Origin of the sequence: Paenibacillus sp. alder61 (assembly GCF_020179875.1) — a bacterium.
Taxonomy (GTDB): domain Bacteria; phylum Bacillota; class Bacilli; order Paenibacillales; family Paenibacillaceae; genus Fontibacillus; species Fontibacillus faecis.
The window spans coordinates 316,413-329,648 of the sequence record NZ_JAIUDG010000003.1; the positions used below are offsets into that span (position 1 = coordinate 316,413).

General features: G+C 51.2%; 10 protein-coding genes, 8 tRNA genes and 1 rRNA gene. 3 read left to right on the plus strand and 16 right to left on the minus strand.

What is annotated here, in order from left to right:
• Positions 1–645: 645 nt before the first annotated feature.
• Complete coding sequence (locus tag LBW89_RS04935; RefSeq protein ID WP_225038666.1) at positions 646–2,688, plus strand: methyl-accepting chemotaxis protein; 2,043 nt, start codon at positions 646–648, stop codon at positions 2,686–2,688.
• A 73-nt stretch (positions 2,689–2,761) separates the two neighbouring features.
• Here the strand turns inward: LBW89_RS04935 and LBW89_RS04940 are convergent, their stop codons facing one another.
• The gene (locus LBW89_RS04940; RefSeq protein ID WP_225038667.1) at positions 2,762–3,979 is read right to left on the minus strand and encodes an acyltransferase; all 1,218 of its coding nucleotides are present in this window, start codon (positions 3,977–3,979) and stop codon (positions 2,762–2,764) included.
• Positions 3,980–4,293: 314 nt separating this feature from the next.
• Here LBW89_RS04940 and LBW89_RS04945 point away from each other — a divergent pair, with 314 nt between their 5' ends.
• Together LBW89_RS04945 and LBW89_RS04950 are read left to right on the plus strand one after the other, a co-directional pair.
• Positions 4,294–4,818, plus strand: a complete 525-nt coding sequence (locus LBW89_RS04945) for a sigma-70 family RNA polymerase sigma factor (protein ID WP_225038668.1) — start codon at positions 4,294–4,296, stop codon at positions 4,816–4,818.
• Positions 4,811–6,205: a DUF4179 domain-containing protein gene (locus tag LBW89_RS04950; protein WP_225038669.1), complete on the plus strand. Its 1,395-nt coding sequence runs from the start codon at positions 4,811–4,813 to the stop codon at positions 6,203–6,205. The genes LBW89_RS04945 and LBW89_RS04950 overlap by 8 nt, the downstream gene beginning before the upstream one ends.
• A gap of 68 nt (positions 6,206–6,273) precedes the next feature.
• Here LBW89_RS04950 and LBW89_RS04955 read toward each other — a convergent pair whose 3' ends face one another.
• The 15 genes from LBW89_RS04955 to LBW89_RS05025 form a co-directional block, all read right to left on the minus strand.
• Positions 6,274–6,795 (minus strand): acyltransferase, encoded by a 522-nt coding sequence (locus LBW89_RS04955; RefSeq protein ID WP_211373328.1) that lies wholly within the window; start codon positions 6,793–6,795, stop codon positions 6,274–6,276.
• On the minus strand, positions 6,792–7,448 hold the full coding sequence (ppaX, locus tag LBW89_RS04960) for a pyrophosphatase PpaX (protein WP_225038670.1): 657 nt from the start codon (positions 7,446–7,448) through the stop codon (positions 6,792–6,794). Before ppaX ends, LBW89_RS04955 begins: the two co-directional genes overlap by 4 nt.
• Positions 7,449–7,467: 19 nt before the next feature.
• The gene (lgt, locus tag LBW89_RS04965; protein ID WP_225038682.1) at positions 7,468–8,502 is read right to left on the minus strand and encodes a prolipoprotein diacylglyceryl transferase; all 1,035 of its coding nucleotides are present in this window, start codon (positions 8,500–8,502) and stop codon (positions 7,468–7,470) included.
• Between the two features lie 11 nt (positions 8,503–8,513).
• A complete protein-coding gene (gene hprK, locus LBW89_RS04970; protein ID WP_148454607.1) occupies positions 8,514–9,455 on the minus strand; it encodes an HPr(Ser) kinase/phosphatase in 942 nt (313 codons plus the stop codon).
• Positions 9,456–9,691: 236 nt separating this feature from the next.
• Positions 9,692–10,810 (minus strand): ABC transporter ATP-binding protein, encoded by a 1,119-nt coding sequence (locus LBW89_RS04975; RefSeq protein WP_148454605.1) that lies wholly within the window; start codon positions 10,808–10,810, stop codon positions 9,692–9,694.
• Positions 10,811–10,932: 122 nt separating this feature from the next.
• A complete protein-coding gene (locus LBW89_RS04980; RefSeq protein WP_225038671.1) occupies positions 10,933–12,042 on the minus strand; it encodes a PucR family transcriptional regulator in 1,110 nt (369 codons plus the stop codon).
• A gap of 113 nt (positions 12,043–12,155) precedes the next feature.
• Positions 12,156–12,228, minus strand: a tRNA-Lys gene (locus LBW89_RS04985).
• A 6-nt stretch (positions 12,229–12,234) separates the two neighbouring features.
• Positions 12,235–12,320, minus strand: a tRNA-Tyr gene (locus LBW89_RS04990).
• A gap of 12 nt (positions 12,321–12,332) precedes the next feature.
• Positions 12,333–12,405: transfer RNA gene (locus tag LBW89_RS04995), tRNA-Phe, on the minus strand.
• 80 nt (positions 12,406–12,485) lie between these two features.
• A tRNA-Asp gene (locus LBW89_RS05000) sits at positions 12,486–12,562 on the minus strand.
• A gap of 13 nt (positions 12,563–12,575) precedes the next feature.
• Positions 12,576–12,651: transfer RNA gene (locus LBW89_RS05005), tRNA-Thr, on the minus strand.
• Positions 12,652–12,673: 22 nt separating this feature from the next.
• Positions 12,674–12,749: transfer RNA gene (locus LBW89_RS05010), tRNA-Val, on the minus strand.
• A gap of 7 nt (positions 12,750–12,756) precedes the next feature.
• A tRNA-Met gene (locus LBW89_RS05015) sits at positions 12,757–12,833 on the minus strand.
• 18 nt (positions 12,834–12,851) lie between these two features.
• Positions 12,852–12,943 (minus strand) — tRNA-Ser (locus LBW89_RS05020).
• A 66-nt stretch (positions 12,944–13,009) separates the two neighbouring features.
• Positions 13,010–13,236 (minus strand): 23S ribosomal RNA (locus LBW89_RS05025); the annotation flags it as partial.

Here is a 13,236-nt window from a genome sequence, read left to right on the forward strand (position 1 = left end):
TCTTATTTTACCCTTCCTTTAGTAGGAATTACATGTTCCGCATCGGAGTTAGTTGAGTAATATGATCTGCCTGCGGTGTGTAGTTACGGTAGAAGAAAGCGGCAAGTTTGAGCTTTGACAGTGTTTGTCTCGGCGAGGACCTGGACCTAACCTTGCGGTCGGACACGGCCATGATTGGGCCATAGTTGGCATGGTTGGCCCCACTTGGGCCCATGATTAGCAATGGTTAGGCGCCCAGGCGACAGATTAACGGGAAAACCTCCCGTTAAATGACGCGCAAATGGCCAGGAGCGAAAATTACCTGGAAATAGTCCCGCTAATTTGCCGCGATCGGGCCGGATCGGCCAAAATGGGCTGAATTAGCGGGAGAAAATCCAGCTAATTGGGAGAGGCCCCACCCCTGGGTCGAAATTAACGGGAGAAATTCCCGTTAATGCGAGAGGACAATGCGAGAGGACGACGGAACTGAGCAACATGGACAACGCACTCAGAAGATCGAGGCACTCTGGTGAAGGATTAGTTCCTGCGAGCTATGGTTCATGAAACAAAATTTTCATCTGAAAAAATTTAAAAACTATAAAAAAAATGTCGACTTTTGTCGATTATATCCGTAATTATATCTTTTTAGAGGAGTGCTCGCGAGCGATGACAACACTACGGAACAAGCGCATCACGGAAAGTCAGACAACATCCGCTACCAAAGTCGTTTTTTTCTCCATCAAAAACAAGCTGATTGGAGCTTTCGCGGTCCTCCTTATCGTTCCTACCATCCTGCTGTCCACGGTTTCCTACAATACGGCCAAGCAGAACGTGGATGAGCAGATGGCCCAGACCGCTGAGGAGAATGTACGGCTCCTGGACGCGCTGCTGAATGAATATTTTGATTCGAAGAAGAAAGAAGTCGAGGTTCTGTCGCATAATGTGGACTTGTCCACGATCGAGCAGGGAACCCAATCAAACCTGGGCGCTAGCGACAGTGTAAAAAAACAGCTGCAAATCACCAAAAACGCCGACACCGACACGGAGATGGTGTTTGTCGGAACGAGCCAGGGTTTATATATGGACTCTTCGGACGCCACCAAAATGGCGGCGGACTATAAACCCACCGAACGGGGCTGGTATAAGCAGGCTTTAGCGGAGAAAGGTAAGGTTATCGTCACCTCCCCTTATCCTTCCGCGGCAACGGGAAATCAGGTCGTTACTTTGGCTAAAGCTATCCCGGACGGGCAAGGTGTAGTGGCCATGTCCGTCGCCATCGAGAAACTGTCATTAGTGACGAAAAGCGTGAAGATCGGGTCCGAAGGCTACATCTTCCTGCTCGATCAGGATAAGAAATTCGTCTATCACCCCACTAGTGAGGTCGGTTCTTCCGCAGACAACAGCCCCATTATTGAGAACATTTACAAAAATGAAAGCGGACGCCTCGATTATAAAGCAGACAAAGAAGAGAAAAGGATGATTTTCTCCACCAACGCGTCGACCGGATGGAAAATCGTCGGGACCCTGTATCAGTCCGAGGTTGCGGCGCAAGCGTCCCCAATCCTTAAATCGACGGTTCTCGTCCTTGTCGTTTCTATCCTTGTGGGTGCCTTGTTTATCTTCTTAATCATCTTTTCCATCTTGAAGCCTCTCCGTCAAATCAGCCGGGCTTCCCTGGCGATCAGCGAAGGGGATCTCACGCAGGATATTCAGATCAAACGGAACGATGAGCTGGGGATTTTGGGTCATAATTTTAATACCATGGCCGCTTCACTACGCTCTCTGCTCTACAAGGTTAACAATAATTCCATGCAGCTTGCGGCCTCCGCGGAAGAGCTGACCGCCAGCTCCGACCAAATCACGGCCTCCGGCAAGCAGGTGGCGGAGACCGCGCAAATGGTCGCGATCGGCACCGGCCAGCAGGTGACGGAAATCGGCAGCACCCGGGATGACATTAATCGTATGGCTGCTCAAATGCAGGAAATCTCCAATAGTACGCATGAGGTCGTCCAATCCGTGGAGCACACGCAGCAGACCGCCGAGGAAGGAAACGGCAGTGTGCAATCCGTTGTCGATCAGATGAAAGCGATCGGCGAAACCGTGAGAAAGCTGGCTCAGGAAGTATCCAGTCTGGGTGAACGGTCCAAAGAAATCGACAGCTTCACGCAAATGATTACGGAAATTGCCAACCAGACTCATCTGCTGGCACTGAACGCGTCCATTGAAGCGGCGCGCGCCGGCGAACAGGGCAAAGGATTTGCCGTGGTCGCCTCCGAAATCAAAAAGCTCGCCGACCAATCCGGCAGCTCCGCCAGCCATATTACCGAATCGGTGGCCGCGATTCAGCGGGACACCCAGGTGACGGCCGCCAGCATGGAACAGGTGATTCAAGAGGTATTGCGGGGCGTCAACATGGCGGATTCCGCGGGAGTGGCTTTCGGGCACATCCTGGATTCCATCACCGAAGTCACCCGCGAAATCGAGCAGGTTTCCCAAGCGGCGGAAGCGATGGTTGCCGATTCGGTGAAAGTGCTGAAATCCGTGGAAGCGGTAGCCATGATTTCCGAGGATACCGCGGCCAGCATCGAACAAGTCGCCGCCAGCACGGAAGAGCAGCTGGCTTCCATGCAGGAGATCAGCGCATCTTCCGCTTTATTAAGCAAAATGGCGGAAGAGCTGCAGGAAACCGTAAGCAAGTTTAAAGTGTAACCGCAAGTAACAGGGGTGCCGATCGAACCGTGCGTAACGGTTTAATCAGCACCCCTTTGTTATTGGAATGAGCCTACATATTCACATTTACGGATGCGGAAGAAGCGGTGTCCTGAAGCGGTTGTTCCTTCCTCCGCTTCAAGGAACCGGGGACGCTGCCCAGAAACACCGAAGCGAAAGGCAGTCTTTTAAAACAGACCTGAACGAAAATCCAGGAGAGGAACAACGCGCAGGCCGAACCGCCCAGGATAAAAAAGAAATAAGCGACCGCGATTTGGTCCCCCGCGAGCCGATTGCGGAACATCCGATAGACCAGCAGCACCACCGGATGAAACAGGTAGATGGCGAAAGACAGTTCGCCCAGCCGGGTCAAAGCTCTGACCCAGAACTTCGTGCCCTTGCGGTGCACCAGAAATGCGGCCTTCATCAGCACCAGCGCCGAGAGCAGCAGGTGTGCGTTCCACACCAGTTCGAACGTGGTCGTTCCCGCCACGTACGCTCCGGTTCTGAACGCGTAGTACAGCTGAACATCGACAATGGACAGGACAAGCCAACCGCCCCATAACAGGACGGTTCCGATTTTTTGCCGGGAGGTAGCCTGATTCCATGCCGTTGTCAGCCAGGCTTTGATCGGCTCGAAATAGATCGCCACTACAGCCCCTAGCATGTAGAACGACATATAGGACGGCGCATAGCTTCCTTTGTTCGGCAGTTCGAGGTGATATTTGTTCCAGAAGAAAAAGGCCCACTGAACCGCCAGACCCGCCGGAAAGATCCAGAATGCCGGCCAATTCCTGTTCCTCATCCACTGCACCAATCCCAGCAATAACGGAAATAAGATATAAAACTGAATGCTGATAAAAATAAAATACAAGTGCGTATAAGCCGTCCCCGTCAGCAGTTTCACAACTAAAGATTGCAGTAGCTGCGCAACGGACTGGTTCAGGAAGTCCCTTTGAATCCAGACAACCACGAGAAAATAACAGAAGGATACAAGAATATAAGGTAGGATAATATAGGTCAACCGCTTTTTGTAAAAACGCCCGATCAAGCTTTGGTTCACCGGTTTATCATAATAGTTGTAGAAGAGGACGAAGCTGCTCAAGAAGATAAACGAGCTGGTACCGATTCTAAAAAATATGTTCATCCAGTTATAGAAGTAAAAACCCGGCGCCTCCAGCGCCTGCCACCCCGCGGCATAGGAAGTGGCGTGGACCTGAATGACACTGAAAATCGCAAAGGCCCGAAAGAGATCGAGCTGAGGCAGCCTTTCTTTCGCTTGCAGTTGCACGTGATCAACTCCAGTCTGCATAGGTTTCCTGATATGACCTTCTCCACTTCGCGCCGAACGCACAAAAAGACATAAGTGAATATCATTAAGTTACCCTTTCAAGCTGAATTGAACCTGAAAACAGCCACGCTTCCACAATTTTGCCAGATTGCTCTCTTCCATCATACCTTTGATCCCCAAATAAGGAAATCTATTTAAGTAAAACCGTTCTGGAGTACCAGGCGTCTTTATAGTTAGGGATGACAATTACCGGCCGGTAAATTCCCTGAGCTTGAGCTGTATTATTATTTACTTACGGGAAGGAGCCCGCAGGCATGGAAGAACGAGAATGGGCCGCTGCCGCATGCCAGGGCGATGAAACCGCCTTTTACTATCTGGTATCCTCGCAAAAAAGAAAACTTTACGGCATCGCGTTCAGCTACTTGAGGAACGAGTCCGATGCTTTGGACGCCGTCCAGGAGACGGTCTGCAAAGCCTGGCTAAAATACCGGCAGCTTAAGGAACCGGACGCCTTTATCCCCTGGTTGATCCGCATTTTGATCCACGTGTGCATCGACGAACAGAAGCGGAGAAAGCGCACGCTGCCGTTAACGGCATTGACGCTGCCGTCCTCGGGAGAAATGGTCAGCGTTCATAAGCTGGACCTGGAGATCGCTCTGGAGCGGCTAAAGCCGAAATACAGGCATGTGCTGACTTTAAAATATTATCAAGACATGACCCTTACGGAGATTGCGCGGATTCTCGACCGACCGGAAGGAACCGTGAAAACCTGGCTGCACAAAGGACTGAAGCAGCTCCGGGGGCAAATGACTTGGGGAGGTGAGGTGTATTATGGCTGAGCATCAAAAAGAGGAGTGGGATTTGCCGCAAATGTTGGAAAATGTCCGCCAGGCGGAAGAGCGGATCAGCGATCAGAGACTGGAGACGGCGATCCGTCAGGGACTGGAGCTGGGCAAGGCGAGAAGACGTAATGTCGGCCTGCGACGGCGTGTCACCTTCGCAGCCGGTGTGCTGGCCTGCGGTCTGGCCGTTTTGTTCGGATGGCAGCTTTGGCCGCCGGCTGATTCGGGCACAATGACGGTCATGGGGAATTCGCCATCGTCCTCCATTCCGGAGCGCGTGCTGTCGATGATGTCCGAGGCTATGAAAAAGGCTGCGGAAAACGGCCTGTATCAGCCCATTAATAAAGCCACCGAAAAGGACGGGTATCGTCTGACGGTGGACGGGGTGTTGGCGGATAACCGAACGATGATTATTTTCGTGAACGCCGAGAATCTGAATAACACCGCAGTAAAGGAAATTCAGGGGAATTTTTTCAATGCAAACGAAGATACATTGGCCGAAGCGAAAAAATACGGCCTTTCCTCATTTGACTCTAACTTGAGTTATGAGAATCGAAATAAACCGAGCAAATCCTACTATTACACCTTGCAGTTTCAGGATACGCCGGGTCAAATGATGTTTTCGGAGGAGGTGGAGTTGGATTTCGGTTCTTCCTCAAAAAAACTGGATCTGAGCATACCTCTCCAATTGGACAAAGAAAAGTTCACAAATTTAGAGAAATCCGTACCTGTCAATCAAGTCGTACAAATCGGGGAGCATCAACTCAAGCTAACCCGAGCGGTTCTAAATCCGCTTAGCACCACCCTGGAGTTTAAAGCAACTTCGAAGCTTAAAAAAGAGGGTGTAGCTAACCTGAAAAATGCCAAGTTATACCTGGGCGAGACTAGGAAAGATCAGTTTCAATACTTTCTAGTCCCCCGCGATAGCAAATCAGAACTGTTAAGTAGTGAAGCCCGCTCGCTGTCGGCTATACGTTTTGATACTCTTTACTATAAAGATTACTCCGAGGTAACGCTGCGGGCTACGGGGATTACTGGCAATACCGCGGAAAAAGGGAAACTGATCATCGATACCGAAAAACAAACACTCGGTCCCGACTCCCCGATGCGGCTAAAAGAAATCAAACGCACCAAAGATAAAACCGAATTGCATATACAACACCCGATCACCAAGCAGAATCCGGAGTCTTCAATTTCCTTCAAGGGCAATTTCACGGACCAAAGCGGCAAAGAATATAGCATACAAGAAGGCTCTTTTTCGAAAGAAGACAGCTCGATTACAATAAGTTCGCAAGAGTATTCCCAGCCTTTAACTTTTCCCTATACTATCTATACTGACCATATCACTCAACAACCCATAGAATTCCGCATCAAGCTCAAATAATACGCAAAAAGGGCTGCCTCCAACCGGTAGATCATCTACCGGGGAGACAGCCCCTTCTTTTTGACATGCTAGGTTTCCTCGCCATTCCCTTGGCTTCCGCCTTCCGGGCTCTTGCGTTCAATCACCCGCAATGGATTTCCCCCCACAAACGTACCGGGGGCCACATCTTTGTGGACCACCGAACCGGCGGCGACCACCGCTCCGTCCCCAATCGTAACTCCGGGCAGGATCGTTGTATTCGCTCCGATGAGCACCTCATCGCCGATCCGCACCTCGCCCAGCCGGTACTCCTTGATCAAGTACTCATGCGCGAGAATGGTCGTGTTGTACCCGATGACCGAATTCCGCCCAATCGTGATCAGCTCCGGAAAAAACACATCCACCATCACCATCAGGCCGAAGGCGGTATGCTCCCCTACCTTCATGCCAAGCATGCGGCGGTAGATCCAGTTTTTCCAGGAGAGGACCGGACAATATCGGCTAATCTGGATAAAAATAAAGTTTTTAACGCCCTTCCACGGGCTTACTGTCCGGTACAACTGCCACAATGCATTCGGCCCTTCCACCGGATACCGCGTGACCTTCCTCACTTGTTCACAGGCTCCCATCCCAATACGCCGTACAGGTCCATCATATCCTCGAGGATATAATCGGGATTGTATTGCTTAAGCACGTCCACGCCCTTCAGTGACCAGGCCACCCCGGCGGCTTTCACGCCCGCCGCTTTCGCGGACTGAATATCGGCGGCACTGTCGCCCACCATCAGCGTCTTGTCCGGATCGGCGCCCAGGTTGCGAAGCGCGGTTAAGACCGGCTCCGGATGTGGCTTGGGATGTGTTACGTCCTGCACGGTGACGATGGTGGACATATATTCTTTGAGATCGAAGTAGTCCAGTGCCCGAATCGTGGTCGGCTTGATTTTCGTCGTCACGATCCCCATGGTGATGCCGCGCTCGTGCAGCTCGGCAATCACTTCCTTGACCCGGGGAAATTCCCGGATCAGCGTATCGTGATGCAGGTTGTTATACGTACGGTAGTCCGCCACCAGGTCCGTGACCTCCTCCCTGCCGGAGAAGGTCTGCATCTGCTGCTCCAGTGTCAATCCCATGTGGGGAATGATCTGTTCTCTCGTATATTTCTGCTGAGGGAAGTGCTGTTCCAGTACGTGCAAAAACGTGTTTATGATTAGATCATTAGTATCGATGATCGTCCCGTCAAGATCGAATAGTATGGTGTTTATCATGCGGTGGTTTCTCCTTTATCTACTCCTTGGGTGCCTGAGACTTCTCCGGTTCGTTCGGGGTGTGCTCTTCTTTCGCGTTTAATCCCTCCGCGGATTGCTCCGAAGGCGCAGCCGACGCCAGACTCTCTACCTCGCGGCTGCGCGTCGATACGATGGGATCACCGTATCGCGGGAGGTCTTTCACCGTTCTGCGACGTACAATAATCAGCACGATGGCGGCTGCGATAATCAAAAGGGCCAGCAACTGCGAAATTCTTACGTTTCCGTAGGTCGGAGCAAGATACCCTTGTTCAAATCCAAGCCAGGTCATCGGTGCCCACAGCCCGTTGATGAAAGAAGCGAGCCAGGACGCCCCCTGGAACGCCAGGCTGTCCGTTCTGAGCGCTTCGATAAAGAAACGGCCGATGGAATACCAGATGAAGTAGGAAAAGAACAATTCCCCAGCTCGCAAAAACTTCTGTCTCCGCAGCACGAAGAGAAGGAGCAAGCCGACCAGATTCCATAGCGATTCGTACAAAAACGTCGGATGATGGAACGTGCCCGCCACGTTCATCTGATTCACGATAAACGAAGGGAGATGAAGATGATCCCTTAAAAAGGCTTCCGTCGTCGGCCCGCCATAGGCCTCCTGATTGACAAAGTTGCCCCAACGTCCGATCATTTGGCCGATGATGAGCCCAGGCGCACAGATGTCGGCAATCCGCCAGAAGTTGTAGCCACGCCTCCGTACGAAGATCACCGCGCAAATGATGGCCCCGATTAAAGCGCCATAAATGGCGATACCTCCGTTCCAGATCTTGAAAATATCCAGCAGATTATTTTTATAGTCTTCCCACTTAAACGCGACGAAATAAATTCTTGCACCGATAATGGCCGAAGGAACGCCCAGCAGCAGCAAGTCCATAAAGAACTCCTGCGGAATGTTGAACCGCTTCCCTTCCCGGATCGCGAGCAGCAGCCCCATCAGGGCGCCGGCTCCCAAAATCAAACCATACCAATGTACGTCCAATCCACCGATCGAAAAAGCAATCGGGTTTAATAGCAAGGTGCCCATCATTCACGCTCCTAATCCAAATCGTCCATATCTTCCGCAATCGTCTCCGTCAGCTTTGTCGTAAACTGCAGCGCGGCGTTATAACCCATCCGCTTCAAGCGGAAGTTCATGGCGGCAACTTCAATAATGACGGCCAAGTTACGTCCCGGGCGGACAGGGATCGTTACCAGCGGTACGTCGGTATCGATAATCCGCGTAGTCTCCTCATCAAGGCCCAGCCGGTCGTATTGCTTCTCTTGCTGCCAGGCTTCCAGGCGTACCACGAGCGTGATTCGCTTATTGTTTCGTATGGCGCCCGCCCCGAACAACGTCATGACGTTGATGATGCCGACGCCGCGGATTTCCAGCAGATGCCGGATTAATTCCGGCGCTGTCCCATGGAGCTGGTTATCGGACGTCTGGCGGATTTCCACCGCATCGTCGGCAATGAGGCGATGGCCGCGTTTTACCAGCTCCAGCGCCGTCTCGCTCTTTCCGATCCCGCTGCTGCCGGTAATCAGCATGCCGACGCCGTACACGTCCACGAGTACCCCATGGATCGTTGCGGTCGGCGCCAGCTTCCGCTCCAGGAAGCTGGTAATCCGGCTGGACAGGATCGTGGTCGCCATGCTGCTGCGCAATACCGGGATATTCTTCTCCGAGCTGATATCGACCAACTCTTGCGGAACCTCCCAGGATCTCGTCACGATAATGCAGGGCGTCTCCTCACTGCTGCAAAGGCGCTCCATCCGGTCCTTTCGTTCCGCCAGCGGAAGCATCTCATAGAACGCCAGCTCGGTTTTCCCCAGAATCTGTACCCGCTCCGGCGGATGATATTCGAAATAACCGGCCATCTCCAATCCCGGACGATAGAGGTCGTCAACCGTAATGGACCGTTTCAGCCCCTGTTCGCCGGACACAACCTCCAGGCCGAATTGATTTACCAATTCGGATACTTTTACTTTTTTAGCCATGCTGCTCTTCCTTTCCCAAACGGCCTACGGTAGTCCATAGCTAACTTCCGAGAAGTCAGCTCTTTTCCGAAGTCGGCCTGCAATAATATGTAAAGAAAAACCGCAACCTTTTACTTCTCGCTGTCATTGTATTCATCGTAAAGGAAATTCCTCCGTAAATCAATCGCGGCTCCGCACCCGCATAAAAAAACCGCCCCAATTCGGGGCGGCTCTGTACCGTTCGTAACTCTTATCAATTAAGAGAAGAATACGTTCAATTCGGATTCCTTATCAAAGATATGAATTTTGTTCATATCGATTGCCAATTTCACGTTGTCGCCTTCACGCGTATTGGAACGTCCGTCTACGCGAGCGATCAACGGAGAGGAGCTGTTCAAGTACAACAGCATTTCGTGACCGAGGTTCTCGGTTACGTCTACCGTAGCGTTAAATACCGTGTTCGGGGAACCTTCCAGGAAAATCGGCTCTTCATGAATGTCTTCCGGACGCACGCCCATGATGACTTCCTTCCCGTTCACATAGCCTTTTTCTTTCAGAGTTACGGCTTTCCCTTGCGGTACTTCCACCTTCATGTTGTCGGCTTGGAAGTATACGGCACCGTTTTGCTCAACGATCTTACCGTTGATAAAGTTCATCGTCGGGGATCCGATGAATCCGGCAACGAAAATATTTTGCGGTTGGTTGTACAGTTCTTCCGGAGAAGCCGCTTGTTGAATGATACCGTCTTGCATAACGACGATCCGGTCACCCATCGTCATGGCCTCGGTTTGATCATGCGTTACGTAGATACAAGTCGTTTCAAGACGTTTAACCAGCTTCGTGATTTCGGCGCGCATTTGACCGCGCAGCTTGGCATCCAAGTTCGAGAGCGGTTCGTCCATGAGGAAGACTTGAGGATCGCGGACGATCGCGCGGCCCAAGGCAACCCGTTGACGCTGACCACCGGAAAGCGCCTTTGGTTTACGATCAAGCAAGTGCTCGATATCGAGAATCTTAGCGGCTTCACGAACGCGTTGATCGATTTCTTCCTTCTTCACTTTGCGCAATTTCAGACCGAACGCCATGTTTTGGTATACGTTCATATGCGGATACAAAGCGTAGGATTGGAATACCATCGCGATATCGCGGTCTTTCGGAGCTACGTCGTTCACGACGCGGTCCCCGATGTACAATTTACCTTCGGAGATTTCTTCCAGACCTGCAATCATCCGAAGCGTTGTCGACTTACCGCAACCGGATGGACCTACCAGTACGAGGAACTCCTTATCCGCGATATCCAAGTTAACGTCGATTACAGTTGCTTTATCAGCACCCGGGTATTTCTTGTAAATGTGTTCTAAGCGTACGCCTGCCATATTGTTAGCCTCCTAATAAAATGAATATTAAAGAGATATGCAAAAATGAAATCGGATTCAATTCATGTTTCTATCTTACCTCCCTGGGCAAGAAAGCGCTATACACAAACTGCACAAAAATCCTACGCCCTTTTTGTCAATTTGTACAATAACAAACCCAGCTTGACCAAAACCGCGTCCTGAAAGCTCCGTACGTCAAGCCCGGTCTCTTGTTTGAACTTATCGATCCGATACAAAAGCGTATTACGGTGGATATATAACCGTTTCGCCGTTTCACTGACATTGCAATCCATTTGAAAAAAGGTCTGCAGCGTCGTTCTCGTCTCTTCATCTTTTAAAAGTTCCGAGTGACGTCCGATCTCCTCTACAAATTTCGAACGCTGGTTGTCGGGAATGCTGTAAATCAGCCGCTCCAAGCGAAGCTTCCAGGGAAAATAGATATGCTCCGTGACGTAAAACACCCGGCCAAGCTGAAGGGTTTCGCGCAAAGACACCGCCACTGCAGCCATATGCCGGTCTCCGGTAAACGGCTCGCCCGCAGCCAATTGAAGGCCTCCGCCAACCCATTCATTCGTAATCAGTTCATACAGCCCTTGGCACAACGCATCCAGCATGTCCCGTTCCGCTTCCTGTCCTGGTTCGCTTTCCTCGCGAAAGTCCTGTAGAATACCTTCATCAACCAGGATCAGCCAATCCTCTTTAAGCGGAAGAAGCACGATCTCCCCGCCAAAATAACTGCGAAGCAGCTTATTCAGTTTAGCGAACTGGATACCGCCTCCCGAACTGCTCTCCGCGCTTAGCAAAAAAGGGAGCATCGTCCCTTGCAGGCGCGATTTTAAGCCCATGTTATCCGGAACCGGACAATCCAAGTCCCCGCGATCGATTTGATTTTGGAGCCAATCTCCCATTTCCACACTACGAGCTTCATCCTCTCGTCTGGATGGCCCTGAAGATTTTGGCTCACGTCCATCCCGTGCGTATGACAACAATAGTTCGATCAGCCGCAGTTCCCGCTCCGAAAGCGCCGCAGTCTCCACTTCAAGCAGTTGCACGGTGGATGTGCCGCTTTTCCATAAGCCCAGCAGCTTCCCATCCTCCCGTACTACAGCCGAATCGGGTTGAACCGACGTCTTCGTCATTTCATTCCACGCACCGAGCTCCATTTCCGTTATTAAGAGGGGAGCCTCAAGAATCTGCTCTATTTGTTGCTTCAGCCAGTTGGTATTTGTCATGGAGTGCCTTTCCTGTCCAATTTAAAGATTTTATATCATTGTATCACAACAAAATAAATGACCTCAAAACATAAAAAAAGACCGCCAATCTTTCGATTGACGATCTTTCGGCATGAGCCATGAAGGACTCGAACCTTCGACACCCTGATTAAAAGTCAGGTGCTCTACCAACTGAGCTAATGGCTCAAAAACTGGTGGAGGCTGATGGATTCGAACCACCGAACTCGTAAGAGAACAGATTTACAGTCTGCTGCGTTTGGCCACTTCGCTAAGCCTCCAGGTTAAAAAGGTGGCTCGGGACGGAATCGAACCGCCGACACGAGGATTTTCAGTCCTCTGCTCTACCGACTGAGCTACCGAGCCATATGAAATTGGCAAAAAAATAAAGCGGTTAAGTTGGTAACTTTCCCACTTTGCTGTGGAAATATAGAAGTTGTAATAAATGGCGGAGCCGACGGGATTCGAACCCGCGGTCTCCTGCGTGACAGGCAGGCATGTTAGGCCTCTACACCACGGCTCCGCGCTGGTGAAAATGGTGCCGGCGAGAGGACTTGAACCCCCAACCTACTGATTACAAGTCAGTTGCTCTACCAATTGAGCTACACCGGCATATCAAGTTGTGAATCAATCATGGTGGAGGCTGAGGGGATCGAACCCCCGACCCTCTGCTTGTAAGGCAGATGCTCTCCCAGCTGAGCTAAGCCTCCGGAAATATGGTAGCGGCGGAGGGGATCGAACCCCCGACCTCACGGGTATGAACCGTACGCTCTAGCCAGCTGAGCTACGCCGCCATATTAAATTTATTCAAATGGCGGAGAGAGAGGGATTCGAACCCTCGCACCGCTTACGCAGTCTAACCCCTTAGCAGAGGGTCCCCTTATAGCCACTTGGGTATCTCTCCAAAGCCATAATTCAAGGCGTTAATCCTTGAAAACTGGATACGAAACAAATTTGCGAATTAGTTATTTTGGATAAGCCCTCGACCGATTAGTACCTGTCAGCTCCATACATTGCTGCACTTCCACCTCAGGCCTATCAACCTCGTCGTCTTCAAGGGGTCTTACTAGTTGGGAAATCTCATCTTGAGGGGGGCTTCACGCTTAGATGCTTTCAGCGCTTATCCCGTCCGCACTTAGCTACCCAGCTGTGCTCCTGGCGGAACAACTGGTGCACCAGCGGTGCGTCCATCCCGGT

Excerpts from the sequence above, each read along its gene's own strand:
- lgt (WP_225038682.1), bottom strand. The coding sequence starts at position 8,502 with ATGGGCACCTTGCTATTAAACCCGATTGCTTTTTCGATCGGTGGATTG.
- ppaX (WP_225038670.1), bottom strand. The coding sequence starts at position 7,448 with ATGATAAACACCATACTATTCGATCTTGACGGGACGATCATCGATACT.
- LBW89_RS04975 (WP_148454605.1), bottom strand. The coding sequence starts at position 10,810 with ATGGCAGGCGTACGCTTAGAACACATTTACAAGAAATACCCGGGTGCT.
- LBW89_RS04945 (WP_225038668.1), top strand. The coding sequence starts at position 4,294 with ATGGAAGAACGAGAATGGGCCGCTGCCGCATGCCAGGGCGATGAAACC.
- LBW89_RS04950 (WP_225038669.1), top strand. The coding sequence starts at position 4,811 with ATGGCTGAGCATCAAAAAGAGGAGTGGGATTTGCCGCAAATGTTGGAA.
- LBW89_RS04980 (WP_225038671.1), bottom strand. The coding sequence starts at position 12,042 with ATGACAAATACCAACTGGCTGAAGCAACAAATAGAGCAGATTCTTGAG.
- hprK (WP_148454607.1), bottom strand. The coding sequence starts at position 9,455 with ATGGCTAAAAAAGTAAAAGTATCCGAATTGGTAAATCAATTCGGCCTG.
- LBW89_RS04935 (WP_225038666.1), top strand. The coding sequence starts at position 646 with ATGACAACACTACGGAACAAGCGCATCACGGAAAGTCAGACAACATCC.